Raw genomic sequence first — 22747 nt, 5'->3', positions numbered from 1 at the left:
GATGTGCGCCGCCGCGACCGTGTCCGCCGGCGCTCTGGCCACGACGTGGAGTGTGAAGCCCGGCGATTCGGTGCAGGCGGCGGTCGACCGGGCCGCGCCCGGCGACGTGGTGGAGGTCGCCCGAGGGCTGTACGTGGGCAACCTGACGATCACGAAGCCGCTGACGCTGCGCGGCATCGGCCGGCCCACGCTCAGCGGGGGCCTGAGCGGCGACACGGTGCGGGTGACGGCGCCCGACGTCGTGATTGAAGGCCTGATCGTGCGCGACTCCGGCGACAGCTTGCTGGCGCAGAACGCCGGCATCTACATCCGTCCCGGTGCCCACCGTGCCGTGGTGCGGCACTGCGACCTGGTCTACAACCTGTTCGGCCTGTGGATCGAGAAGGCCGACGATGTGCGGGTGGAGCACAACCTGATCACCGGCAAGCGCGAGTACGCCACGTCGCAGCGTGGCAACGGTGTGCAGCTCTACAACACGCGCGGTGCACGTATCGTCGGCAACCGCATCGCCTTCGTGCGCGACGCCTTGTACGTGGACGTGTCGCACCACGCGCTGTTCCGTGGCAACAAGCTGCACCACAGCCGCTACGGCACCCACTACATGAACTCCTACCACAACGTGTGGGAAGACAACGACAGCTGGAACAACCGCGGCGGCCTGGCGTTGATGGAAGTGCGTGACCAGATCGTGCGCAACAACCGCGCCTGGGGCAACTCGGACCACGGCATCATGCTGCGCACCCTGCAGGACTCGACGATCGAGAACAACGTGGTGGCCGGCAACGGACGCGGCTTCTTCATCTATGACGTCGAATACACCACCTTGAAGGGCAACCTGGTGCTGGACAACGACGTCGGTGTGCACCTGTCGGCCGGCTCCACCCGCAACAGGGTCGAGGGCAACGACTTCATCCACAACCGCGAACAGGTGCGCTACGTGGGAGCGCGCGACGAACGCTGGGGAGGCGAGCGTGGCAACCACTGGAGCAACTACCTGGGCTGGGACCGCAACGACGACGGCCGCGGCGACGTGCCCTACGAAGCCAACGACCTGGTGGACCGGCTGAGCTGGCAGCACCCGACGGTGAAGATGCTGCTGGCCAGCCCGGCGGTGCAGGCGTTGCGGCTGGTGGGCCAGCAGTTCCCGGTGATGCGCGTGCCCAGCGTGGTCGATCCGAACCCGCGCATGCTGCCGGGCAACCCGAATTGGAGCAAATGGCGTGTCGAACACCCAACCAACGAACGTTGAGGCCGACGCCATCCGGCTGCGCGGCGTCAGCAAACACTACCGGACGGTGCGCGCCGTCGACGGTGTGCACCTGAGCGTGCGGCGCGGCGAGGTGTTCGGCTTGATCGGCCACAACGGCGCCGGCAAAAGCACCTTGTTCAAGATGATGCTGGGCCTGATCGTGCCCACCGCGGGCGAGATCCAGATCGGCGGTGCGGCCGTGAGCGGGCGCGGCTTTCGCGCCGTGCGCCGGCACATGGGCTACCTGCCGGAGAACGTGGTGCTCTACGACAACCTGAGCGGCCTGGAAACGCTGCGCTTCTTCGCGCGGCTCAAGAGTGTGCCGGCGCAGGAGTGCGAAGCCGCGCTCGAGCGTGTCGGCCTGGCCCACGCCGGAGAACGGCCGGTGCGCGAGTATTCCAAGGGCATGCGCCAGCGGCTCGGTTTCGCGCAGGCGCTGCTGGGCAAGCCGCAGGTGCTGTTCCTGGACGAACCGACCACGGGTCTGGACCCTCTCGCGATCCGCGACTTCTACGCCACGCTGCGCGGTTTGCGCGACGAGGGCGTGACGATGATCCTGACCTCTCACATCCTGGCCGAGCTGCAGGACCGGGTCGACCGGCTCGCGATCCTGTCGGCCGGACGTGTGCTGGCCATGGGCAGCGTGCAGTCGCTGCGCGAACAGGTTGCGATGCCGCTGACCGTGCAACTGAGGGTGGAGGCGGCCGACACCTCCGCCGTGGCGCTGGCGCTGTCCGCGCTGTCGCTGCCGTGCGGTGCGCTGCAGCCCGAGCCCACACCCGAGGGCCTGCAACTGCGCTGCCCTCGCAGCGCCAAGATGCAGCTGCTGCAGGCCTTGGCGCCCTTCGGCGCCCGGGTGCTGGACGTGCATATCACCGAACCTTCGCTCGAAGACGTGTTCTTCGACCTGGCACGCTGAGGAGCCGACCCATGCAATGGCAACAGATCTGGGCGCTGGCGGCCAAGGAGTTTCGCGACCGCATGCGCAATCGCTGGGTGCTGGCCGTGGCCCTGGTGTTCACGGTGTTCTCCCTGGTGATCGCGACGATGGGGGGCGCCCAGCAGGGCGCTTTGGGTTTCCGTTCGATCGAGTTCACGATCGCCAGCCTGGTCAGCCTGGTGATCTATTTGATCCCGCTGATCGCCTTGCTGCTGGGCTTCGATGCCATCGTCGGCGAACGCGAGCGCGGATCGCTCGACCTGCTGCTGGCCTTGCCGATCACGCGGCTCGAGCTGCTGCTGGGCAAGTACCTCGGGCTGGCGGCGGCGCTGTCGCTGTCGATGCTCGCCGGCTTCGCGCTGGTGGGGGCGTTGATGTTCAAACCGCTGGGGTGGGGCGGGCTCTACCACTACGGTGGTTTTGTCCTCAGCTCGATGCTGTTGGGTCTGGCTTTCCTCAGCCTCGCGGTGATGCTGTCGGTGCTGGCGCACGATCGTGCCCGCGCCTCCGGCTTGGCGATCGCGCTTTGGTTCCTGTTCGTGCTGGTGTTCGACCTGCTGCTGCTGGGGGCGCTCGTGTTCGGCGGCGGCCGGTGGGGCGGTGATCTGTTTCCCTACCTGTTGCTGCTGAACCCGGCCGACGTGTTCCGCATCCTCAATGTGTTTTCGCTGGACCAGGTTCGCACGCTGTATGGCCTGGACAGCCTCGTGCCACCGGCGCTCGGCAGCCCCTGGCTGCTGGCGGGCGCCATGCTCGCCTGGATCGTCGCCCCGCTCGGCCTGGCCACTTGGAGATTTCGCTCATCATGAAGCTTCCCCGTCGAACCGTTCTCCTCGCCGCGCTGGGCGCGGCCGTTCTGGCCGGCTGCGACCGCAGTGCTACCTCGGCGGCCGTGACGCCGCACGAGATCGACCCGGGCACCACCTGCGACCTGGACGGCATGCTGCTGGCCGACTACCCCGGGCCCAAGGCGCAGATTCACTACGCCGGTCAGGACAAGCCGGTGTTCTGCTGCGACACGGTCGAGATGTTCAGCACGCTGCTGGCTCCTGAGCAGGTGCGCAGCGTGCGCGCGGTGTTCGTGCAGGACATGGGCCGCGCCGATTGGCAGCAGCCGCGCGGCCACTGGATCGACGCCAAGGCCGGTTGGTACGTGGCCGGCAGCAAGCGCCATGGGTCGATGGGCCCCACCATCGCCAGCTTCGCGGCGGAGGCCGACGCCCGCCGCTTTGCGGGTGACCACGGCGGCAAGGTGCTGCGGTTCGCCGAGGTCACGCCCGCGATGGTCGACCTCGGCGGTGGTGCGCAGCAGCACGGAGGCATGTGAGCTGGCTTTCGGGGCGATGGCCCGCGACTCACGGGGTGTTGCAGCGGCCGGTCACGGCGGCGTGTACCAGGGAGGGAATCGCGAGCAGGCCGCCGAGGGGGACCGGCGCATGCTTCAGGGCATCTTCGCGCAAACAATCGGGAATGGCCGCCTCCTTCATCTGCGCGCTCAAGCGCTGGCCAGGCGCGGGCAGGTCGCTGTTCAGCGGACCCGCCTGGCTCCGTTCGGCCATCTGTGCCACCGCGCCTTTGCTCCCTTGTGTTGCATGTTTGATCGCGCCCGGACCGAGGTCTAGTTCAGGTGCTGGCGCCGGCGCCTGATCTCCATCAGGGCCCGGCGTCGAGGGTGACGGTGCTTGCTCGGCGGCCCGGCCCGGTTCGTCCAGGGTCTGTGGCCGAGGATCACGCGGGCTCGGTGTGGACGGCATAGCGAGGGGAGGCGGGCTCGGGCGCGTGGGCTGTGCAGGGGCCGAGGGTGCTCCTGCCCGTTGTGCCCGTTTCGAGCTCGTCGCTGGCGGCGCCGTTGCGACCGGCTGCGACGTCTCCGGTCGGTGCTCCTCGCCCTCGGGGAGCGCGCCCTCGCCGGCGCTCGGCGGCAAGGTCACATAGACCATCCTCCGCGGCGCCTGAGGCTCCGCCGGTGGCCACAGGGAGGGAAGGGTGCGGGCCAGCCAGCCGATCACCGCCAGGTGCAGGGCAAGGGTCGCCAACACCGCCAACACGCGGGTCGTGCGGTGCGTCACTGACGATGGCCAGCGCGAGCGGGATCGTTGGGCGGCGCAGAGCAAAGGCATGCAGACCAACCTCATTGGACGAGAGCTTTGATGGATTCCCTCACCCCGCCGCCCGAAGTCAACGCCTGAGACACCATTTCGACGGCGGCAGCGGACGAGGCCCGCGAACTCTCTGCGCAATTCAATCCACCGCCTTTGGTCCGGAAATCTTTATCAATATAGTTTTCTGAACGCGTCGGCAGATCATTCACGATCTGCTTGAGCTTGCGGTTCTCTTCTTCAAGCTGGCGCATGCGCCGCAGCTCCGACGGCCCCACACCCGCGTACTTCTGGCGCCACTTGTAGAAGGTCGCGCTGCTGATGCCCATCTTCCGACACACGTCCTCGACGCTGATGCCGAGCTCCGCCTGCTTCAGCGCGTAGGCCATCTGCTCCTCGGTGAACTTGCTCTTCCTCATCGCATGACCTTCCAGGCCCATTTAAGGCCTCATCATGCCGGTCCATTCTGTTACCGAACGGTACGGAAACCTGGGACAGGGTCAAGGGTCAGGTCAGGTCAGGTGAGCCGTGAGGTGAGTCGCTGATGTTCTGGCTTAGAGCTTTTTGTCCTTCGGCGACGGCCATGGCACCAGCACCCCCTCTGTGGGGGGGCAGCAGCAAAGCGCTTGTCCACCGCAACTCCTCGGCCCATAGTGCCTACACCGCACACCGCTTCCTTGACGTTTTCCGTTCAGAGCGGCGATCGGCACGGGAGAGCAGAATGAATGAGCCATTTCTGTACAAGGGGACCGATGCAATGGCATGGTCCCTGAGCCAAATCGCCGAGCTCGTGGAGGAGGTCAAGTCGCTGGGCTGTTTGGAACAACTGGTCGGAGAGGCGGCGCACCGCAAGCTGGTCGTGCGAGTGCCTCCAGAGACGGTGAACTTCGTCAAATCGTTTTTGTTCCGCGAAGGGCATCACAAGAAGTCTCTGAAGGCACGCGACATCATCGTCAGTGCCCATTGCTTTCAGCAACCGCAGGTTCCGGACGGTGGTCCGCCTCTCCCGCCGGACGGACCGCCGCGGCCCGACGCACCGCCGCCCTTCTGAGACAGCCAGCATTCGGCCGCCGCGGGCGAGAACGGCCCCGATCCCCGTCTTGCCGCTGATGCCGTTGCGGGTTGACCGCGCGGGCTGCATCCTGCTGACGCATCGGTGCGCGCCGGGTTGTGGGAGGCGCTGGACAAGGCCGCCGCGGCCCCCAAGGCGGATGTGCACGCATGCTTGCGCAGCATCGCGAGGGCCTGATCATCGTGCCCCACCGCGTCAAGTATCTGGAAGCATTGAGGACCGACTCCCACAGGCGACACGATACGGTCGTTTTGAGATAGGTTCTAGCCCGAATGCTCCTCGGCCGGCAGTGATGCGACCTCACGCAGGTAAGCCGCCACCATGGATCTGAGTTGGGCGCGCACGGCCGAGATCCGCCTTGGCGGGGCTTGGGCTGCCAGCAAGGCCTCCACCGGCCCGATCACGGCGGTCGATACGACGAAGCTGACGTTGGCCAGATCCGTGAACCGACGATCGGCCGCGGACGCCAGCATGTCGCGCAAGGCGAGCTGACAGCGTTCGGTCGCCCGCGCGACCACGTCGATTCCCCACACTTCGCTGGCAAGGCCACACAGGGCGCTGGAGGCGGGGCCATGCTTGAGCTTGGCAGTCACGAAAGCATCGACCACCTGGGCCGCCATGGTGTCCGAGCTGCAGCCTTTGGATGCTGAGCACGTCTGCTCGACGGCCTCGACGACCCCCGACAGATACCGATCAAGCAATGCCGCCAGGAGCGACTGCTTGTTGGGGAAGTACTGGTAGAGCGACCCGACGGACACGCCGGCACGCTCGGCTACGCGGGTGGTGGTCACGCGCTCGATGCCGCCATCGACCAAAACCTGAATGCAGGCATCGAAGATGGCTTCGACGGTGCGCGTCGAGCGCGCTTGAAGCGGTTTTTTTCTTGGGTTGTAGGGGTTGGGAGCGCGCGCCATCGAATGCGAATTCACAATGTGAATGAAGTTTCATATTATCTGCGCCGCTGTGAATTCGAGGACGGCGATGTCGCGTTCAGAGGCACACCACCCATCCCGAGTCGGCATGGTGTGTTCCGGCAAGCGATCTGAAGCGCCCGATGCATAGGCTTCACGGCGTCTATCGGGTTTCCTCCCTGAAGGCTTGCATCACACCGGCAGTTTCTGTAAGCCCTCGGTTCTGAGTCCTAAGACAGGATCACTGTCATTTTTTTCTAGCAAAAATGTAGAGGGCGGCGGCCGCCCGGCCCGCATTCAACGGCGCCGGGTGGCCCGCCTTCTATGCGCCGAGCAGCTCGGCCAGGTGGAGCAGGTGCCGCGCGTGGAGCGTGTGGCTTGCGCGGGGCGAGACGTCCTTAGACTGTGCCGGCCCATATTCGAGCGGCCGCTCGACGTAAGCCGTGCGCAGCCCGCAGGCCGCTGCCGCCTCCAGATCTTCGTGATGGGCCGCGACCAGCATCACCTGTTCGGGCGCCACATCTAGCAGCTGCGCCACGCCCAGGTAAGTGGCCGGGTGCGGCTTGTAGCACCGGAAAGTTTCCGCCGACAGCACGCAGTCCCATGGCAGGCCGCCGTGCCGTGCCAGGTCGACCAGCAAGCTGACATTGCCGTTGGACAGGGTCGTGAGGACGTAGCGGCGTTTCAGGCGTGTCAGGCCCGCCACCGTGTCGGGCCAGGGGTCGAGACGATGCCAGGCCAAGTTGAGATGAAAGCGTTGTGCCTCGTTCAGGTCCGACAGCCCAAAACTCGGCAGCAACTCGTCGAGGATCTGTCGGTGCAGCGCGTCGATCTTCGTCCAACCCTGCAGGCCGTCCGACACCCGCTTCATCGCCGGCTTGTAGCCTTCACGCCAAGCCAAGGCGAAGCGCTGTGCGTCCACGTCCAACTGCATCGCCTCGACTTCCCGGGTGATGGAGCCGTGCCAGTCGACCACCGTCCCGAACACATCGAATGCGAGCACCTTGATATCTGTCAGGCGTTCATCTGCCATGTGGATCTTGTTGCCGAAGTGAAAGTCTTGACGGAGAGCCGAAGCAACGGCTGCCGGGCCTCCGATGCAGTCCGTCGCACTGCATGTAGCCGCAGCTTCGCAGGCCATGACGGGGTTGCCGAGACTCGCGCAGACAAAAGACTATTGCTCAATGGGCGTGCAGTCGATGCAACACCTGATGCAGTGCAAGGCCGACCGTCAGGGAGTGAGCGAACCAGCGGCGGCATTGCAGACGAAGCAGGCCCAAGACCTGGGCATGGGCGACAGACGTCCGGGGTACGGGCCCTAAGGGGTGGCGATCTCAGGAGGTCAGGTAGGAAGACCGTGGCCTGTCACATGTGACAGTACAACAAGACGCCTTGCTTAAAGGCACCTGACGAAAGACACGTGGCGCGCACCGTCGCAACGCACTAGAGTCGGCCGACTACCAGCAAGGAGACTTGGATGCCGATGGAAATGAGTGCCGGGCACGGCGACGTGGTGGTGAGGTTCAAAAAGTTGATCGTGAGGCACGAGCTGCAATGCCGGACCCGTTTACAGCTCGTCGATCAGCTGCATCGGTCTGCCGCCGTTCCGTGGAGGCAGATCGAGGAGGAGGTGGTCATGATGCAAGCGACGTTGAATGTGCTGGACACCACTCGACGAGCGCTCTTCGGTGCTTCCTATTCGGCGGGTCAAGCGGCGGACGACGCCGTGCCAGACGAGGACCTGCATCCACCGGTGCTACCCGCCATGTGATGACGGTGAATTCGGGCGAGGGTGCCCAGGGGCCGCTCCAGCTCACGCCAGTGGCTCGCTGGCCGGCAGTCCCGTCATCGCACAGGGATGAAGATCTGCACGTGCAGCCTGTCGGGGAAGGCAGAAGCGCGGACGTCGGTGACCTCCCAGTCCGGACCCTCGCCGCGTTGCACGTCCGCTCGAGGCAACCAGCACCCGTAGATGTGCCGCCCGGCATCCGGCACGCCAGAAGCAGGGCCGACGACCGTGAAGCAGGCATAGCGCCCGGCGGGCAAGACGACTTGCGTGAATCCTTCCGGCAGCACTCCGTCCCAAGCGGCGGTGGCCGGCTCCCCGACGAGAAAAGCGAAGCGGCCGTCGTCTTCGAAGTGACAGGATATTCCGTGCGCCATGTCTGGCGCTGCCCTGCAGGGCAATTGGAGATACGACCGCCGTACGCCGAAGTCATCCTAGAAGCGGGGAATGTCCTGGGACTGCCTGCGGTCTGTCGGATGGCTCCACGTTGTCGGGCAACCGCGAAGCGGATGCTGGAGCCCTCGCTGCCGCACCGCTTCGCCAAGGGCGCGGCCTGCTTGCCTGCCTGCTACAAGACCGGGACGCCGCCCGTGACCGCAATGGTGGCCCCGGAAACATAACTGCCTTCGTCGCTCGCAAGCAGCACGTACACGGGGGACAGTTCGGCCGGCTGCCCGGGGCGTTGCAGCGGCACCTGCTTGCCGAAGTTCTGCACCTGCTCCGCCGGCATCGTGGCGGGGATCAGCAGTGTCCAGATAGGGCCTGGCGCGACGCAGTTGGCCCGTATACCGCGCTCAGCGAGCAACTGCGCAAGCCCTCCGGTGAAGTTCTGGATCGCGGCCTTGGTCGCGGAGTAGGGCAGCAGCTTGGGCTTGGGCGTGTCGGCATTGACCGACGCCGTGTTGATGATCGATCCACCCGGTGGCATGTGCGGCACCGCGGCCTTGGTGATCCTGAACATCGCTCCGATGTTGACATCGAAGGTGCGGTCCCACTCGTCGTCGCCGATCTCGTCGAGCGAGTCACGTGTCATCTGGAACGCCGCGTTGTTGACGAGCACGTCGATCCTGCCGAAGGTGTCCACGGCACGCTGCACCAGCGCGCGACAGTGGCCGGGGCCTGCGACGTCTCCTGGCACGAGCACCGCTTGCCGGCCGGCTTCCGTGACCCAGTGTGCCGTCTGCTCGGCGTCCTGGTGCTCGTTCAGGTAAGAGATCAGCACATCGGTGCCCTCTCGGGCAAAGGCTATGGCCACGGCGCGGCCGATGCCGCTGTCCCCACCGGTGATCAGAGCCACCTTGCCTTGCATCCGGCCGGAGCCTTTGTAGCTGCGCTCGCCGTGGTCCGGTCACACTCGGCCAGCACGTGCGTCTTCAGTGCACAGTTGTGACGGCGCCGCTGCATCGGCTTGGAGTCTATAGGTGTCCGCCTAAAAATTCTTGGTGGACACGATCGTGAAGCCACACCTCGGCCTGTTCAAGGTGGAACGCCGAGCCGCTTACACACCGGAGGCCTGCGGCTCGCTGAAGATTCCCGCGGCACGGCGAAAGCACCTGTGCGCCCTATGGCATCTTTACACTGTGCGTTTACCCGCGTGCCGGTGCGTTAGAACTTCGGGGGCCTCCGGACAGTCTTTGGGGACGTTCATCGAACTGGCAACAGCACACACCACGCTGAAACCGCGGAAGCCAGCAATCCTTGCCTAGGCGCCGACATTATTTTTGACTCTGCAATAACGGTGTGGTGTGCGGAGTTCGAAGTGGCACTCCCATTTTTGGGGGGAGGGGATAGACGTTTCTTGACTAATCGCTTCTCGTAAGCAATCTTCCATACTTGGAGGCGAGTCGAGAAATTTTTATTCATCTCAATCGAGATCTGCCAAGCCGATACCAGAGCTTTCATGTGGGTTGTTCTTGTTCGGGCATACAGGTGTTCCGTCAGCGATGAAAAAGCGGCTCACAAAACTTGGCGTCTTGGCATAAAGCTGCGGAGGTGCGTCCTGCGACTGCTTCAGCATGTAGCGCTGTCTTCTTCGCCTCGCAGTGACTCGCTACGATCGGCGTCATGGGGCCCGTTCGCTGCGAAACAGCCCCTTTTGAGCGTAAATGTTCCTTGACCAAGCGCCTTTAGGGGACGATTTTATGTGCCGGATAGTACTAAGAATGTGGCAGGACCTAGGCGTCTGAACATTTGGCGTCGGCAGTCGGCTTGACGCGGCAAGCGACCGTTTCACCCTCGTTTGGGTGGTGTCTATCGCTCCATTTTAGGAAGGAGACTGAAGATGAGAGTACGTCGCACCCTTTTGGCCCCGCTCTTTGGCTTGCCGCTGGCAGCTTTAGGGCCCTCATCGCTGGCGATGACAACGATGGAGGGGATGAACGTAGTATCCCTGATGGAAGGCTTGGTTCGTTCGATGGACGGACTTCAACTGCTCGATTACATCGAAGACACACCGACTCTCGATGTGACGGGGAGCTTCACGAGTGCCGGTTTTGTCGCTACTAGCACCGGCACAATAGACGGCCAATCGTTTTCGCAAAGTTATCAAGGAACTTTGGCGGGCAGCCTTGGACAAAATATCGTCGTGAATTTGACATCCAATGGCACAATCAAGGGCCAGAGCTTCTCGACGTCGGGTCAAGTTGTATGGAATTGGGATGCGGTGGCAGGAAACTATGCAACGTTTGATTATGAGGAGATCGGGCTTCTAGGAGCTGGATGGATTAACACGGCGAACGATGTGACAATCGGGCTACCTGTTTCTGGGATTGATAAAGAGTATAAATTTTCCGGAAGAGGGAGCGTTGCAATTCGGACGCCGGTCGCGGCTCAAGATGGGCCGGCAGAGATCAATATTCTGAATGACGGGCGTCTCACCATCGATATAGCGACCAAGAAGTCGGAACCTACGCCACCACCGGATCTGCCGGATCCAGATCCTCCGGGGCCTCCGTTCGAGCCGAAGCCACCTCGGATTGAGCTGGAACTCGACGAGTTCGGAATTAAGGGAGAGATATTGCCAGTTCCGGAGCCTGCGACCAACGTAATGTTGCTTGCAGGACTGGCAGCTGTCGCTGTCGCTGTTGGGAAGCGACGCCGCCGCCTTTGATGAGCGAGGAGGACCGCTGAGCGGAAGGCCAGGACGTGGAGGAAGACATGATCGGGGCCGAGGCGCACGGCTGCCGGATGCCGATCTTGCATTCAAGGATCGTGCGACGATTCACTTGTTGATGCGCGCAGAGAATGGTAGGCGTCGGGGCATCTCATCTCGACCGGAAGGCTACCGCATGGTGAGGCCGTGCCGCACCGAAGACCGCCACCACCCGCGCCAGCGCCGTGTCGGTGCCCATATGCATGTCCATCGGCTGCACCGACAGCCAGATGGCATCTACCCCGATCACCTCAGCAACTCGCGCAGCCAGGCGGCGCACTCGCCCGCAGCGCTGGCCGACCAGCTGACCTTCACGAGGGTCCGCCCATGCTGCAACTCGATGCGGATGTCGGGCGCCGCGCTCGGCGGCTCCACGTTCAGCGGCACGAAGGCCGGCACTTCATCTGCAGGAGCAGGCCGTGGCAACGCCTTCGCTGAGCGCGCTCCTCGTTCCTCCTGCTCGACCCAACGTCGCACAAGGTTGGCGTTCAGTCCGTGCGTCAGAGCCACCGCTGCAATCGAGACCCCGGTGTGACGGCAGGCCGCCACGACCTCCGCCTTGAACTCCCCACTATGCCGGCGCCGCCGCCTGCGTCCCGCGCCCTTGTCTTCCAGCTCAGTGTTCACTTGTCCACCAAAAGTTAAGTGGACTCGAGACTCCTATGCCAGTGCTCGCCGTTCAAAATGGAATGGCGGAACGCGTACGGTACACCTGCTGGGGGCCGGTCGGTCCGAGGCGAGGGGCGTGTCAGATCACGTCATTGTCGAGGCATCTCGGCTTGGCGTAGGTCAGAGCGGAGCCTGCGGCGAAAGCCGTCTTCAAAGAAGAAGGCCAGGAGCGCCGATCGGCAGGTGAGTATCTGCGTCATAAGCTGCGCCAAGGAACAGCACTTGTGTAGCTTGCTCGTCCTTTGTCAGCCTATCCAATTCCACTTGAACCAAGCGAAACGCAAGGTGTAGCGCCTGGAACGAATCAACACCACATGCACTTTGCACTCGAGTTGTCTCGCCGCCGGAGAATCGGACAGGGCACCGCCAGTCAGTTCCACCCAGGCTCTCCACGTCTTGCACGGGAGTGCCGATCTCAACGAGCAACTTGGAGGCAACCGCGTCTCTGACGAGTTCGAACTCCCGGGTTGCAACGGCTGAAGTGAAGTCGGACGGAATTGGCGCTAGTTGTGTCATCTGATCCCTGTCACGATATGGGTGTAGAACCAGACTTTGCTGTAGGACAACCGGGCAGTCTATAGGGCCGGTGAATCCCAGGCGACCGCTTCGATGGCATTCCTGTCACGGATGCCGTCACTCAGCAGTTCAATGCCCGCGGTGGCGCTAGCGCCGCACGTCGTGCGCAGATGCGGCGCAGCGGCATGGTTTTGCTGTGAGCCTCGTGAAGGTTTTTTGCAATGCCAGCAGTCGCACGCTGTACGACGGCAAAACAGTGCCGTCGAGACTCGGGCTAGACGATGGCGACGACCTGCGCGTCGTGATTCAAACTCACGGAACGCACGCCGGGTACCATGAGCATCGACGCTAGCGATGGCAGCGAGCGGCGTGTGGTGGGACCAAGGTCAACGGAATGCAGCTGCACGGCGCCGCTGCGCTCAAGGCAGACTATCAGCGCACGCACGCGCTGCAGGTTCGCGGTCGTTGCCAGTTCGCTCCAGGATGTCGGTACATGCACCTTCAGGGCGCGACCAGCGGCCGATAGGTCGACCCCGACCTCGCCGACGTAGCCCACCAGACGGGTCGCTCCGCCGATCTCGATCTGTGTCAGGAAGAGGGCGACGTTCGACGTATCGTCCGCCGCATCGAGTGGCGTGGAGAACCTGAGCGCCCGCGCGATGACGGGTTCAGCGCCGGCACAGATGGCGGCAGTGGCGACGAGACAGGTCTGCAAAACGGTTCTACGGTCAACACTCATGTTCATGCTCCCGAAAGGGTGAGCGGAGGAAGAAGTGCAAATGGCGCGCGTGGGTGCCCGACAGCCCCGTTATCAAGACGCGCTTTCACGCCGGCACCACCCACCCTCCCACGCTCATCAGGCCCACGGGGTAGCCTGGGCAGCGCAATGCGCCCGAGACACACCGGCGCCGACCCGGCGGTAAATCGTCTCCCTGTTCTCCTTACGGCTCGAAATGGTGGTGCCGCTGGTCATCGTAGGAAAGATGTGATTTCTCATGCCCTGCCTGCCACGCCGGGCGACATCACGACAAAACGGAAAGCAAGGAGGGAACACTCAGTTCCTGAGAATATTCGCAGGTCGAGCGTGAAAAAGCGACGACAAGCGCCGCCTTCCCACCTCACGGCCAAAACGCAATATGTGAAACCACACGTCCTTCGCAAACTTCGCAAACCTCGCAAATGGGGCGTATGAAGCGAAGAGCATCCGGTCGGAGTGGTTTTCCTGCCTCGTTCATTCCACCCAATGCTCTAATTCGCCGATAGCCCGGGGAGGTCCGCACCCATGAAGCGAATGCTGGTCGTCGACGATCATCCAGTCGTTGCGCAGTGCACTGCGTCTCTCTTCTTGAATATGCAGCTCGCTGACAGAGTCGAGACCTGCAACACAGCCGCGCAGACGATTCAGAAACTGCAGAGCGAGAGTGACTGGTTTCGAATTTGGCTCGATGTCGATATTCCAGGAGCGCGCGGCTTATCCTTGATTCGAGAAGCGCGCCAGCTAAATCTGACTCCCGGCACGATCGATAACAATTCTGCGCCATCATCGATGCTCTGCGCGCAAAAAGCCGCACTCATGCCGTGTCGATCGGTATCGAGTATGGGCATATCCCGCCCGATGCATTAACTCAAGCTTGCCTCAAAACCAAGCCGGCATCAAATTGCGTGCGGCAGTAGCCACCTCCCATCAAGAATTCACCATCTGTGCCACGAGGAGAAATAATTTATGCAAGTGGTCGAAAGCCTGATCAGCCGTGCCGACGAAAACGTCCGTCTCAGGCGTGATCTTCACGCTCATCCAGAACTGGGATTTGACGAGCACCGGACTGCTGACATCGTCGCGCAGCGCCTTGAAAGCTGGGGCTTGGAGGTTCATCGCGGTGTAGGCGGCACCGGAGTTGTCGGAGTGATCCGTAAGGGAACGTCTGATCGCAGCGTCGCGCTGAGAGCAGATATGGATGCGCTCCCGATTCAGGAGCTGAACCAATTTTCGCATGTCAGTAAAACCCCCGGCAAGATGCATGCGTGTGGACATGACGGCCACACGACGATGCTGCTAAGCGCCGCCCGAGTGCTGGCGGAAGAAGCGAAATTTGACGGCCGGGTTGTGCTGGTGTTTCAGCCCGCAGAGGAAATAATGGGCGGCGCCCGCGCCATGATTCAAGACAAGCTGTTCGAGAGATTTCCGGTAGACGCGATTTTTGGTTTTCACAATTTCGTCAACCTCCCGATAGGTCATTTCGCATTCCGTTTCGGCACCGGCGCGTCATTGATCAATTTCAAGGTGACGTTGGAGGGCAGGGGGACACATGCCGCCATGCCTCACTTAGGGCTGGATCCAATTCCCGCCGCCTGTCAAATTGAACAAGCCTTTCAAACAGTCATAAGCCGAAACAAGGCGCCGGTTGAACGGGGGGTTATCTCAGTCACCATGATTCATGCTGGTGAGGCAGTCAATGTGGTCCCGTCCAGCTGCGTTTTGCAAGGCACCGTCCGCTGCCCTGAAGCCCTGATGGCGATGTTCAAGCGGCGCATGACACAGATCGTTGAAAATACCGCGACAGCGTACGAGCTGGCCGGGCGCATCGAATGGAGTCATTACACCCCCGGCGTGGACAATCACACAAAAGAAACTGAGTTTGTACGGCAGTTGATGATTGACTTGGTGGGGGCAGAGAAAGTGCACGAGCGCGAGCCGACGATGGGAGGCGAGGATTTCGGCTACTACCTGCATGTCCGGCCCGGCTCGTATTTTTGGGTCGGTGCTGGGCCTAGGCAAGGCGAAAAGGACTATCGCATGGAGGGCCACGGACCTGGGCCGTCCACGTTGCATAGCGCCTCCTATGACTTTAATGATGCGCTGATTCCATTGGGTGCCACCCTCTGGGTCCGGCTGGTGGAGCGATGGCTCACCGTGCGCTAATCGAAGTGGAATCGATCAAGTTGATTTGCAGCTGGGTGACGGATATCACCTTGACGAGACCGAGTTTGTGCGGCAGCTGATGATTGATCTTGTGGGGCCGGAGAAAGTGCATGCTCGTGAGCCGAGCATGGGGAGCGAGGACTTTGGTTACTACCTCAAGATCAAGCCCGGTTCGTATTTCTGCGTTGGTAATGGCGAAGGTCAGCGCGAAAAAGACCACCGTCTGGAAGGCCATGGGTCAGGACCGTGCACATTGCACAGCGCTTCCTACGATTTCAATGACGCACTGATTCCAGTAGGCGCCACGTTCTGGGTTCGGCTCGTTGAGCGGTGGCTTTCTGCGCGTTAGCAGGCCCGAACTGGGCCAACTTCATTTGCATCGCTGGCCAATCCGATGCCACGCCGATCAGTTGTCACGTCGAGCTGCACGGCGACCAGCTCGTGGTGCAGGGGCGCAAGCGCTTCGAGCGCGAGTCCAGCTCGGGCCGCTGGAGAACGGTGCAGGGCGCTTACGGCGACTTCCACCGCACCGTGCAGCTGCCCTGCCACGTGCGTGCCGATCGCACCAGGGCGACGTATCGGGACGGCGTGCTGCGCATCGAGCTGTTCAAGGCCGACGGCGAGCGCACCCAACGCATCTGGGTGAAGGGCGGGTGATGCCGAGGGCCGTCGGCGCCCGGGCCCCGGTGTACCGGCTCAATGCCGCTCGGCCGGACCGGGACCTTGCTCGAAAGCACCGGTGCTGGCCGGCTCACTCCGAGACCTGAAGCAGGGGGCGCGGCGTCAGGCCCACGATTATTAGCGGCTGCTCCGCTGCAGCGCTCGATCCCTCGAACCGTCCAGCAGCTCCGTTACCAAGCCCCGGGACGATGCCGCCGGATTGATGATCGACACCCATCCGCTCGAGCCGTAGGCCGGGTGGGGGAACAGCCGATCGGCCTCGGTGAAATCGAAGCGTCCGCGATGGGCTTCGAGCTCCGCAGGCTTGAACCCGAACAGCTGCTCGAACTTCTCCCTCCCGACCTCGACGTTGAGCCGGTAGAGCCCGCCGCGGTTGAGCGCCGACGCGTTGTCGAAGTCCCCGTAGTCCTTGATCACGATGGTCGCGAACGGCATCTTCCCGGGCTCGCCGGTCGTCGCATCGATGATCGAGAAAAAGGTGTCGCCCCATGCCATCTCCGGCGTCCCGTCGCCCGGGGCGGACAGGAGAACATGCACTTGGGGATGGCTCGCAAGATGGGCGCGGATGTCGTCCTGGGTCACTGGTGGTCTCCTGCGTCTTGAGGGGGCCAGATGTTAGCAACCCGCGCGGCGGTACATCCCGGCCTCCACGGCGGCACCGCTGCGATTGACCATCGTCGACGCCAGAAAACTCGAGCGCTCCTCGCTTTCTGCGACGACTGTCCAACTCGGTTCTGAGTTCCAGGGCCGGTGATTGCGAGGGCACCAACTACACGCTAGGCCTGCGCCGGCGTGCCAGGCCCCCTTATGCGAGGGGGAGCGTGGAGTGCAGGCGCGCGAGTTGTAGAAGCCGACGATGTCGTCGGCGATGTCAACTGTGGCATCGGCCTGGTCGGCACCGTCGTGTCGCTGGACGCGCTCGATCTTCAGATTGAGGAAGAAGCGCTCGATGGCGGCATTGTCCCAACCGTTGCCTTTGCGGCTCATGCTGCCCAGCAGCCCACGGCGGGCCAGCGACTCCGTATGCGCTTGGCTTGCGTATTGCAGCAGCCTTGCGTATTGCAGCAGCCGCAGGAAGCTGCAACGGCACGAAGCCGTCTCGCCTGTGCGAGGGCCGCGTTGACGGATTCAGTCTGGATGCCTGGTGGCGTGCCCGTCCTTGTAGGCAACGCAGTGGATCAGCACGGTGGCAGAGGCGGCTGGCGCATCAACATATTCCCGCATTGACTCGTAAGGGGTGTCGACTAGCTTCGACATGTTGGAGAGATGGCGCAGTGACAAGGCCCGCTGCCTGGGTGGTGCCACTGAAGGTGAGTCTGAGACACGATGGTGCTGCTGCAGGTCCCAAAGGCCCGTCAGCAACGCTCGATGTCTCCGAGTACCCGTGGCTGTTTTTCTCTCCGCCGAGATTGTTCCCGGCTGACACGCTGCCTGCACGTCGAGATGACCGCGATGTCGCTGTAGGCGTTGGGGAGCGCAAGGGGAGCAGTGCGCTTTGTCTCGTGCCAACGGCACGGGCGATGGGACCGCTCGAGCGCGCAGTTCAGAAGCGCCGAGGGTGTGATGCAGTCACTTAAATGGAGATCTTCATGGCAATCCTCGATGGCAACGCAGGCAACGACGTCCTCATCGACTTCAGCGCCGATCCCAATTCGACACTCAACGGCAACCTCTCCGGCGGCGACGATGTGATGATCGGCCACACCGGCGACGACACCTATTTCGTCAACTCCGCAGGCGACCTGGTAGTTGAGTTCGCGGGCGAAGGATCGGACACGGTGGTCTCCAGTCTTGGGGCCTACACGCTCGGGGTCAACGTCGAAAACCTGACGCTGAACAACACCGCGCCGGTGGTGGCGTTGAACGGCACCGGCAACGAGTTGAACAACGTGATCACCGGCAACAACGCGAACAACGTGCTGTCCGGGTTGGACGGCAACGACACCTTGAACGGCGAAAACGGAGCGGACACGCTCAACGGTGGCAATGGCAACGACACGCTGAGCGGCGGAAACGGCGGCGATGCCCTCAACGGTGACGCCGGCAACGACATCCTCTCTGGCGGCAACGGTGCCGACACGCTCAACGGCGGGGCCGGCAACGACACCCTCAACGGCGACGACGGTGCGGATGCGCTGAATGGCGGCGCGGGCAACGACACGCTCAATGGCAACAACGGCGCCGACACGGTGGAGGGCGGGGCTGGCGATGACACGCTCAATGGCAACAACGGCATCGACATGCTGTCGGGGCAGGCAGGCAACGATACGTTGAGCGGCGACAACGGCGCCGACGAGCTGAACGGCGGCGTCGGCAACGACACCCTCACGGGCGGGAACGGCAGCGACACCTTCGTCTTCGGCAACCGGGGCGCGGGCAATGCAGACACGATCACCGACTTCGTCGTCGCCAACGACAGCATCGTGCTGCTGGATGCCTTGGATGCGGGTCTGGCCGGCGCCATCAGTCCAGGCGTGTTGGGGCTGACGTTTGCGGGCGGCAACAACCCCGGCAACCCACTGGCCCTGGCGTCCTTCTTCAAGGGGGCCAACGTATCGGGCAACGCGGCAGGTAACACGAGCGGCATCTATATCGATACTGTCGATGGTGAGATCTGGTACAACCCGACCACCGCGGCGGGAGGCGATGCCGAACTGCTCGGGACGGTCACCGTCGGCGCCGCGGCCGCACTGACGCAGAACGATTTCATCTACGGCGCGTGACGCGCCGCGCTGTGCTCGGAAGTGCCGGAGGTCGCTCGATCGGGCCACCTCCGGCAGCCCCGCGCCTGATGGCACCGTATCCCCATAGGTGGGCCATCGAACTCCACGCCTGCCATCTGCCGGCATGCGAGATGTGAGTCAGCGCTTTACGCGGACGGCCACATGCAGGACTTGAGTTGCGTGTCCGTGCGGTTGCAAGCCCCGTGGGGACCGCTGCCAGCATTCGGATGTTCGCTGTGCGGCGGGCCGGGCCTCTGCAACGGCGGCTGGCGCAGGGTGACCCCGCGCTTCATGCCGGCTTACACCTTCTGCGCGTCAGTAGAGTGGAGCGTAGGGAGTCGGCACACGACCCGGACGTCCACTGACACCTCACAGTCGGCCCCGAGCAGCCGGGAGCAATGGAAGATGGGGCGTGACGAGTTTCTGCGAACGGCTCTTGCGGGGTTCCGCGGGCCGCCCGAAGATCTGGCAGCTGCGTCCGGATCTGTAGCGCCGCGGCGCTTGCTCCCGGATGACATCCGGGCTACAAGAAGCGATGTTCCTGCGTCACCGCCCGTCCGGCCCGCTCGCCCTTTACGTCGATTGCCTCTGGTACAGCGAGCGCGGTGCATTGCCCCACACGCGTGAGCGCAGCCTGCCCACCGGCTGCTTCGACATCGTCGTGCCACTGCTGCAGGATCATCTGATCCGCTACGAGACCGAGCAGGCCACTGATGCGCGCCGGCTGCACGGCGCCGTGGTGCAGGGGGCGAGCGACCGCTTCGGGGTGCGGGGCACCGAAGGCGCGTCGGCCGTGGTCGGCGTGCACTTCAGGGCCGGCGGCGCCGCGGCATTCTTGGGTGGTGCGCTGCCCGAGCTTCGAAACCGCACCGAACTGCTAGAGGACGTGTGGGGACCGGCCGCACGCGAGTTGCGCGAGAAGCTGCAGGCCGCAGGGTCGCCCCGGCGCGCCCTGCAACTGCTGCAGCGGGAACTGCTGCAGCGGCTTCGCAATGCGACGCTGCCGGATCCGTTGGTCGCCGCAGCGATCGATGCCTTCCGCCGTGACCCGGCCAGCGCGCGGGTGGAGCCGGTACGGAACGACAGCGGCTGCACGCCGGCGCAATTCATCCGCCGCTTTGAGCAGGCGGTGGGGCTCACGCCCAAACGCTATGCGCGCGTGCTGCGCTTCGGCGTGCTGCTGCCGTCGCTGGCTCGCTGCGGGCCGCGCGACTGGGCACAGATCGCTGTGGGTGCCGGCTACTACGATCAATCACACCTGATCCACGAGTTCCGCGAGCTGGCCGGCATGGCGCCCGGTGCTTATGTGCCGGTGCAGCCCGGCCAGCCGATGCACGTAGCCCTGCGGCCTTGAACCGTGCCGAAAAAAATTTCCAATACACCCGGAAGCCGGCCTCTTAGGCTGTGGTCCTGGCGGCACATCGTCGCATGAAGGAGAGATCCCGATGAACGAGATTCACGAAGTATTTTCATATCTGATGGTGCGCGACGCCAAGGCCGCGATCGAGTTCTACCAAAGGGCGTTCGGCGCGACTGAACTGTTCCGGCTGGTCGAGCCTTCGGGTCGCATCGGCCACGTGGAGCTGCAGCTCGGACCCTCGGTCCTCATGGTGTGCGACGAATACCCCGAGTACGGCATGCGAGGCCCGCAAGGCGACCAGTTCACCGGCTGCACGATCCACCTGCATGTGGACAACGCCGACGAGATGGGCGAACGTGCGGTCGCGGCCGGCGCCACGATGTTGATGCCCCCCAGCGATCAGTTTTATGGCGAACGGTCGTGCCGGCTGCGCGATCCTTTCGGCCACACCTGGCTGCTTGGGCACTCGATCGAGAAGATCGAGCCCGACGAGATGCAGCGGCGCTATACGGCGATGATGGCTGCCGGAGCCTGAACGACGTCAGTGTCGAGACGAGGACCGGAGCAAGCTGCACACCCGAGGTCCACCGCAAACTGGGGGATCCGGCATTGAATGAGTGCCGCTATCGTGCACTCTCTACTCTCCGGACCGGAGGCCCCTCATGACGGCTCTAAGGCGCTCAGTGCGTGCTGCGTTGGCCATACTTGCCGGCAGTGGGCTGGCAGCGGCAGAGGCGGCACCGCGCTATCGGCTCGTCAGCCTTGACGGATTCAATTCGGCTTACAGCACGGCTGTCGATATCAGCGAGAACGGGCTGGTGACCGGGTACGTGGCCGCCACCGCCTATGACGCCGAGAACGTGTTGGGACGGGCGTACATCTATAAGGCAGGCGTGCTACGCACCCTGCCCAGTCTCGGCGGATACAGTGCTGGCGGCGGCATCAATCGGGCAGGTCAGGTGGCCATGAGCTCCAGCCCCTCCTGGTACATCTACGATTCCCAACCGGCTTGGTTCGATGGCGTGTCGATGCACGGCCTGGGTCAGTACGGCAGCGCGAACGACATCAACGAGAAGGGCCAGATCGTGGGTGGCATCACCGACCGCCTCGGTGTCAGCTACGACGCATTCGTGTACGACAACCAGGGCACGCGCATGCTGGGGTCTCTAGGAGGAGACCCGTCCTCTGAAGGTACCGACAGCGTCGCAAGTGCAATCAACGATTCCGGACAGGTCGCTGGCTACGCCAGCATCGCCGATTACGGGCCAGTGCACGCGTTCCGCCACGACGGCGAATCGATGCATGATCTTGGAACGCTGGGTGGAATGACCAGTTGGGGCTACGGGATCAATGATGCGGGTCATGTCGTCGGCATGGCGGATCTTGCCGGCAATGCGGCGAGCCATGCCTTCCTGCACGATGGCGTGACGATGCACGACCTGGGTACCCTGGGCGGGAATGACTCGAGCGCCATGGATGTGAACTCGCACGGTCACGTGGTCGGGTCGTCGATGATCGACGGCGGCACCCAGCATGCCTTCCTGTTTGACGGGAGCGCCCTGCTCGACCTCCACCTCCTGCTCGACAGCAGCGGGGCAGGTTGGACACTTCGCTTCGCCAATGCCATCAACGACCGCGGCGAGATCGTCGGCACTGGCGTCGTCGATGGTGTGACGCGCGCATTCCTGCTGACGCCCGTACCGGAGCCCCACAGCTATGTGCTCATGCTTGCCGGGCTGGCTGCCGTCGCCGCGCGGCAGGTGCGGCGCGGCGCTGCCGGGCCGGGCCGAGGCCGGAAAGGCGGCGAAAGCAAGAGCAGCAGGCGCATTGTGGCCGGTCTGGCGGCCTTGCTGACCGCCGCAGCGGGTGCGCCGGCGATCGCCAAAGAGATTTCGCTCGACGTGCAGATGGAGCAGGTCGGCTACACCCGATTGCACCACGGCATGTACATCGAGCCGTGGATCGATCCGACCCCGTTCACCATGACCCTCACCTTTGCCGACACGGTGACGTTGCAGAGCACAGGTGAAAACCAGGCACGCTATTCCATCGGGAAAATCCGCACCGCAGCCGACAGCCAGGTCAACGGCAATCCGGGCTTCGACTACGAATACGCCCGCCACCCCTCGACCGCCAGCTTCGTATCGGTCATTCAGGACTGGAGCGGGCCTCAGTTAAGCGGACGATCATCTACGAATCAGCCGGGGCGCCGGCCTGCTGATTGAAGTGCCGAGCGTCGAGCTTGATCTTGCCGCGAAGAAGTTCGAGCGCTAGACCTGGGTGGAGGTCGCGACGACGCACGGTGGGACCACCGCCAAACACGATCCCGCGCGCAAGCGCCTCTGGACGCGACCCTGATGACCCGGACGCGGCACACGGATATCGGCAACGACGACAAGGCCAAAGCCTTGCGCCATTGGGAGCGGCCGTGGCTCGACGCTATGATCCTCGCATGAGCTTCACTTCGTTCACACCAGTGCAATCGGGCACCCACGTGCTGGCCACCCTAGTGGCTGGTTCATCGTGCGGCATGCCAGCGATGAGCACCTGGTGTGCGGCGAGGCTCCTCCAGCCGGCCGCACAGCCCTAAGCCCGGCGATCCACTTCCACCTTCCGCGCAAACCTTCGATCGCCGGGCCACCCGCCCAGCGCTTTGGCGAGCGCCTGCCG

Annotated in this window: 24 protein-coding genes and 3 pseudogenes; 14 read left to right on the top strand and 13 right to left on the bottom strand. The window is 63.5% G+C overall.

Annotated features, from left to right (window positions below):
- Nucleotide 1: 1 nt before the first annotated feature.
- From AAW51_RS20485 to AAW51_RS20470, 4 genes are read left to right on the top strand one after another with little or no spacing between them, the layout of a single operon-like run.
- Nucleotides 2–1249, top strand: coding sequence for a nitrous oxide reductase family maturation protein NosD (locus tag AAW51_RS20485; RefSeq protein WP_047198100.1), 1248 nt, complete (start codon nt 2–4; stop codon nt 1247–1249).
- A complete protein-coding gene (locus AAW51_RS20480) occupies nt 1221–2168 on the top strand; it encodes an ABC transporter ATP-binding protein (RefSeq protein WP_047196087.1) in 948 nt (315 codons plus the stop codon). Before AAW51_RS20485 ends, AAW51_RS20480 begins: the two co-directional genes overlap by 29 nt.
- Nucleotides 2169–2179: 11 nt before the next feature.
- Nucleotides 2180–2998 carry an ABC transporter permease gene (locus AAW51_RS20475; RefSeq protein WP_047196086.1) on the top strand — a complete coding sequence of 273 codons (819 nt, stop codon included), beginning with the start codon at nt 2180–2182 and terminating at the stop codon, nt 2996–2998.
- A complete protein-coding gene (locus AAW51_RS20470; RefSeq protein ID WP_047196085.1) occupies nt 2995–3516 on the top strand; it encodes a nitrous oxide reductase accessory protein NosL in 522 nt (173 codons plus the stop codon). The genes AAW51_RS20475 and AAW51_RS20470 overlap by 4 nt, the downstream gene beginning before the upstream one ends.
- 28 nt (nt 3517–3544) lie before the next feature.
- Here AAW51_RS20470 and AAW51_RS20465 read toward each other — a convergent pair whose 3' ends face one another.
- Together AAW51_RS20465 and AAW51_RS20460 are read right to left on the bottom strand one after the other, a co-directional pair.
- Nucleotides 3545–3748 carry a hypothetical protein gene (locus AAW51_RS20465; protein WP_047196084.1) on the bottom strand — a complete coding sequence of 68 codons (204 nt, stop codon included), beginning with the start codon at nt 3746–3748 and terminating at the stop codon, nt 3545–3547.
- 740 nt (nt 3749–4488) lie between these two features.
- A pseudogene (locus AAW51_RS20460) lies at nt 4489–4707 on the bottom strand (transposase); the annotation flags it as partial.
- A gap of 302 nt (nt 4708–5009) precedes the next feature.
- On the opposite strand from AAW51_RS20460, the gene AAW51_RS20455 reads away from it, so the two are divergent.
- Nucleotides 5010–5339: a hypothetical protein gene (locus AAW51_RS20455; RefSeq protein ID WP_157359990.1), complete on the top strand. Its 330-nt coding sequence runs from the start codon at nt 5010–5012 to the stop codon at nt 5337–5339.
- A 284-nt stretch (nt 5340–5623) separates the two neighbouring features.
- On the opposite strand, the gene AAW51_RS20450 is transcribed toward AAW51_RS20455, so the two are convergent.
- Nucleotides 5624–6274 carry a TetR/AcrR family transcriptional regulator gene (locus tag AAW51_RS20450; RefSeq protein WP_047196082.1) on the bottom strand — a complete coding sequence of 217 codons (651 nt, stop codon included), beginning with the start codon at nt 6272–6274 and terminating at the stop codon, nt 5624–5626.
- Nucleotides 6275–6593: 319 nt separating this feature from the next.
- Entirely contained in the window at nt 6594–7304 is a 711-nt protein-coding gene (locus tag AAW51_RS20445; RefSeq protein ID WP_047196081.1) for a haloacid dehalogenase type II, read from the bottom strand.
- A 444-nt stretch (nt 7305–7748) separates the two neighbouring features.
- Between AAW51_RS20445 and AAW51_RS20435 the strand changes: the two genes are divergently transcribed.
- Nucleotides 7749–8042 carry a hypothetical protein gene (locus tag AAW51_RS20435; protein ID WP_047196079.1) on the top strand — a complete coding sequence of 98 codons (294 nt, stop codon included), beginning with the start codon at nt 7749–7751 and terminating at the stop codon, nt 8040–8042.
- Between the two features lie 74 nt (nt 8043–8116).
- Here AAW51_RS20435 and AAW51_RS31410 read toward each other — a convergent pair whose 3' ends face one another.
- The 3 genes and pseudogenes from AAW51_RS31410 to AAW51_RS30140 all read right to left on the bottom strand — a co-directional run bounded on the left by AAW51_RS31410 (nt 8117) and on the right by AAW51_RS30140 (nt 10074).
- The gene (locus tag AAW51_RS31410) at nt 8117–8434 is read right to left on the bottom strand and encodes a GyrI-like domain-containing protein (protein WP_053013805.1); all 318 of its coding nucleotides are present in this window, start codon (nt 8432–8434) and stop codon (nt 8117–8119) included.
- 191 nt (nt 8435–8625) lie between these two features.
- Nucleotides 8626–9405: pseudogene (locus AAW51_RS20425) on the bottom strand (glucose 1-dehydrogenase); the annotation flags it as partial.
- Nucleotides 9406–9921: 516 nt separating this feature from the next.
- Entirely contained in the window at nt 9922–10074 is a 153-nt protein-coding gene (locus AAW51_RS30140) for a hypothetical protein (protein ID WP_157359989.1), read from the bottom strand.
- Between the two features lie 264 nt (nt 10075–10338).
- Between AAW51_RS30140 and AAW51_RS29425 the strand changes: the two genes are divergently transcribed.
- Nucleotides 10339–11166, top strand: coding sequence for a PEP-CTERM sorting domain-containing protein (locus AAW51_RS29425; RefSeq protein ID WP_083438455.1), 828 nt, complete (start codon nt 10339–10341; stop codon nt 11164–11166).
- A gap of 288 nt (nt 11167–11454) precedes the next feature.
- Here the strand turns inward: AAW51_RS29425 and AAW51_RS31405 are convergent, their stop codons facing one another.
- From AAW51_RS31405 to AAW51_RS20415, 3 genes are all read right to left on the bottom strand, one after another.
- Complete coding sequence (locus AAW51_RS31405) at nt 11455–11757, bottom strand: IS66 family insertion sequence element accessory protein TnpB (protein WP_417903578.1); 303 nt, start codon at nt 11755–11757, stop codon at nt 11455–11457.
- Nucleotides 11758–12027: 270 nt separating this feature from the next.
- On the bottom strand, nt 12028–12393 hold the full coding sequence (locus tag AAW51_RS31400; RefSeq protein ID WP_417903577.1) for a DUF6968 family protein: 366 nt from the start codon (nt 12391–12393) through the stop codon (nt 12028–12030).
- Nucleotides 12394–12667: 274 nt separating this feature from the next.
- Nucleotides 12668–13132, bottom strand: coding sequence for a hypothetical protein (locus AAW51_RS20415; RefSeq protein ID WP_157359988.1), 465 nt, complete (start codon nt 13130–13132; stop codon nt 12668–12670).
- A 543-nt stretch (nt 13133–13675) separates the two neighbouring features.
- Between AAW51_RS20415 and AAW51_RS29420 the strand changes: the two genes are divergently transcribed.
- Both AAW51_RS29420 and AAW51_RS20410 read left to right on the top strand, forming a co-directional pair.
- Nucleotides 13676–14017: a response regulator gene (locus AAW51_RS29420; RefSeq protein ID WP_083438454.1), complete on the top strand. Its 342-nt coding sequence runs from the start codon at nt 13676–13678 to the stop codon at nt 14015–14017.
- Nucleotides 14018–14116: 99 nt separating this feature from the next.
- Nucleotides 14117–15313 (top strand): amidohydrolase, encoded by a 1197-nt coding sequence (locus tag AAW51_RS20410; RefSeq protein WP_047196076.1) that lies wholly within the window; start codon nt 14117–14119, stop codon nt 15311–15313.
- Here AAW51_RS20410 and AAW51_RS31240 read toward each other — a convergent pair.
- The gene (locus tag AAW51_RS31240; RefSeq protein WP_053013803.1) at nt 15300–15548 is read right to left on the bottom strand and encodes a hypothetical protein; all 249 of its coding nucleotides are present in this window, start codon (nt 15546–15548) and stop codon (nt 15300–15302) included. The genes AAW51_RS20410 and AAW51_RS31240 overlap by 14 nt on opposite strands.
- A gap of 95 nt (nt 15549–15643) precedes the next feature.
- Between AAW51_RS31240 and AAW51_RS20400 the strand changes: the two genes are divergently transcribed.
- Nucleotides 15644–15970, top strand: a complete 327-nt coding sequence (locus AAW51_RS20400) for an Hsp20/alpha crystallin family protein (RefSeq protein WP_053013802.1) — start codon at nt 15644–15646, stop codon at nt 15968–15970.
- A gap of 141 nt (nt 15971–16111) precedes the next feature.
- Here AAW51_RS20400 and AAW51_RS20395 read toward each other — a convergent pair whose 3' ends face one another.
- Together AAW51_RS20395 and AAW51_RS30940 are read right to left on the bottom strand one after the other, a co-directional pair.
- Entirely contained in the window at nt 16112–16576 is a 465-nt protein-coding gene (locus tag AAW51_RS20395) for a DUF6194 family protein (RefSeq protein ID WP_047196075.1), read from the bottom strand.
- A 223-nt stretch (nt 16577–16799) separates the two neighbouring features.
- Nucleotides 16800–17038: pseudogene (locus tag AAW51_RS30940) on the bottom strand (integrase core domain-containing protein); the annotation flags it as partial.
- A 533-nt stretch (nt 17039–17571) separates the two neighbouring features.
- On the opposite strand from AAW51_RS30940, the gene AAW51_RS20385 reads away from it, so the two are divergent.
- The 4 genes from AAW51_RS20385 to AAW51_RS28435 all read left to right on the top strand — a co-directional run bounded on the left by AAW51_RS20385 (nt 17572) and on the right by AAW51_RS28435 (nt 22302).
- The gene (locus AAW51_RS20385) at nt 17572–18717 is read left to right on the top strand and encodes a calcium-binding protein (protein ID WP_053013801.1); all 1146 of its coding nucleotides are present in this window, start codon (nt 17572–17574) and stop codon (nt 18715–18717) included.
- 535 nt (nt 18718–19252) lie between these two features.
- On the top strand, nt 19253–20071 hold the full coding sequence (locus AAW51_RS20380; protein ID WP_053013800.1) for a helix-turn-helix domain-containing protein: 819 nt from the start codon (nt 19253–19255) through the stop codon (nt 20069–20071).
- A gap of 91 nt (nt 20072–20162) precedes the next feature.
- Nucleotides 20163–20612 carry a VOC family protein gene (locus AAW51_RS20375; RefSeq protein WP_047196072.1) on the top strand — a complete coding sequence of 150 codons (450 nt, stop codon included), beginning with the start codon at nt 20163–20165 and terminating at the stop codon, nt 20610–20612.
- A gap of 127 nt (nt 20613–20739) precedes the next feature.
- Nucleotides 20740–22302, top strand: a complete 1563-nt coding sequence (locus AAW51_RS28435; RefSeq protein ID WP_083438453.1) for a DUF3466 family protein — start codon at nt 20740–20742, stop codon at nt 22300–22302.
- Nucleotides 22303–22747 lie beyond the last annotated feature (445 nt).

This window comes from Caldimonas brevitalea (assembly GCF_001017435.1).
In the GTDB taxonomy this organism is placed as follows: domain Bacteria; phylum Pseudomonadota; class Gammaproteobacteria; order Burkholderiales; family Burkholderiaceae_C; genus Caldimonas; species Caldimonas brevitalea.
The sequence above is the reverse complement of the archived record's forward strand: the minus strand, read 5'-3'. Positions and strand labels throughout refer to the sequence as shown.

Coding starts and splice junctions, on each gene's coding strand:
- AAW51_RS20485 (WP_047198100.1), top strand. CDS start 2: ATGTGCGCCGCCGCGACCGTGTCCGCCGGCGCTCTGGCCACGACGTGG.
- AAW51_RS20475 (WP_047196086.1), top strand. CDS start 2,180: ATGCAATGGCAACAGATCTGGGCGCTGGCGGCCAAGGAGTTTCGCGAC.
- AAW51_RS20470 (WP_047196085.1), top strand. CDS start 2,995: ATGAAGCTTCCCCGTCGAACCGTTCTCCTCGCCGCGCTGGGCGCGGCC.
- AAW51_RS20465 (WP_047196084.1), bottom strand. CDS start 3,748: ATGGCCGAACGGAGCCAGGCGGGTCCGCTGAACAGCGACCTGCCCGCG.
- AAW51_RS20455 (WP_157359990.1), top strand. CDS start 5,010: ATGAATGAGCCATTTCTGTACAAGGGGACCGATGCAATGGCATGGTCC.
- AAW51_RS20450 (WP_047196082.1), bottom strand. CDS start 6,274: ATGGCGCGCGCTCCCAACCCCTACAACCCAAGAAAAAAACCGCTTCAA.
- AAW51_RS20445 (WP_047196081.1), bottom strand. CDS start 7,304: ATGGCAGATGAACGCCTGACAGATATCAAGGTGCTCGCATTCGATGTG.
- AAW51_RS20435 (WP_047196079.1), top strand. CDS start 7,749: ATGCCGATGGAAATGAGTGCCGGGCACGGCGACGTGGTGGTGAGGTTC.
- AAW51_RS31410 (WP_053013805.1), bottom strand. CDS start 8,434: ATGGCGCACGGAATATCCTGTCACTTCGAAGACGACGGCCGCTTCGCT.
- AAW51_RS30140 (WP_157359989.1), bottom strand. CDS start 10,074: ATGCTGAAGCAGTCGCAGGACGCACCTCCGCAGCTTTATGCCAAGACG.
- AAW51_RS29425 (WP_083438455.1), top strand. CDS start 10,339: ATGAGAGTACGTCGCACCCTTTTGGCCCCGCTCTTTGGCTTGCCGCTG.
- AAW51_RS31400 (WP_417903577.1), bottom strand. CDS start 12,393: ATGACACAACTAGCGCCAATTCCGTCCGACTTCACTTCAGCCGTTGCA.
- AAW51_RS20415 (WP_157359988.1), bottom strand. CDS start 13,132: ATGAGTGTTGACCGTAGAACCGTTTTGCAGACCTGTCTCGTCGCCACT.
- AAW51_RS29420 (WP_083438454.1), top strand. CDS start 13,676: ATGAAGCGAATGCTGGTCGTCGACGATCATCCAGTCGTTGCGCAGTGC.
- AAW51_RS20410 (WP_047196076.1), top strand. CDS start 14,117: ATGCAAGTGGTCGAAAGCCTGATCAGCCGTGCCGACGAAAACGTCCGT.
- AAW51_RS31240 (WP_053013803.1), bottom strand. CDS start 15,548: ATGGCCTTCCAGACGGTGGTCTTTTTCGCGCTGACCTTCGCCATTACC.
- AAW51_RS20385 (WP_053013801.1), top strand. CDS start 17,572: ATGGAGATCTTCATGGCAATCCTCGATGGCAACGCAGGCAACGACGTC.
- AAW51_RS20380 (WP_053013800.1), top strand. CDS start 19,253: ATGTTCCTGCGTCACCGCCCGTCCGGCCCGCTCGCCCTTTACGTCGAT.
- AAW51_RS20375 (WP_047196072.1), top strand. CDS start 20,163: ATGAACGAGATTCACGAAGTATTTTCATATCTGATGGTGCGCGACGCC.
- AAW51_RS28435 (WP_083438453.1), top strand. CDS start 20,740: ATGACGGCTCTAAGGCGCTCAGTGCGTGCTGCGTTGGCCATACTTGCC.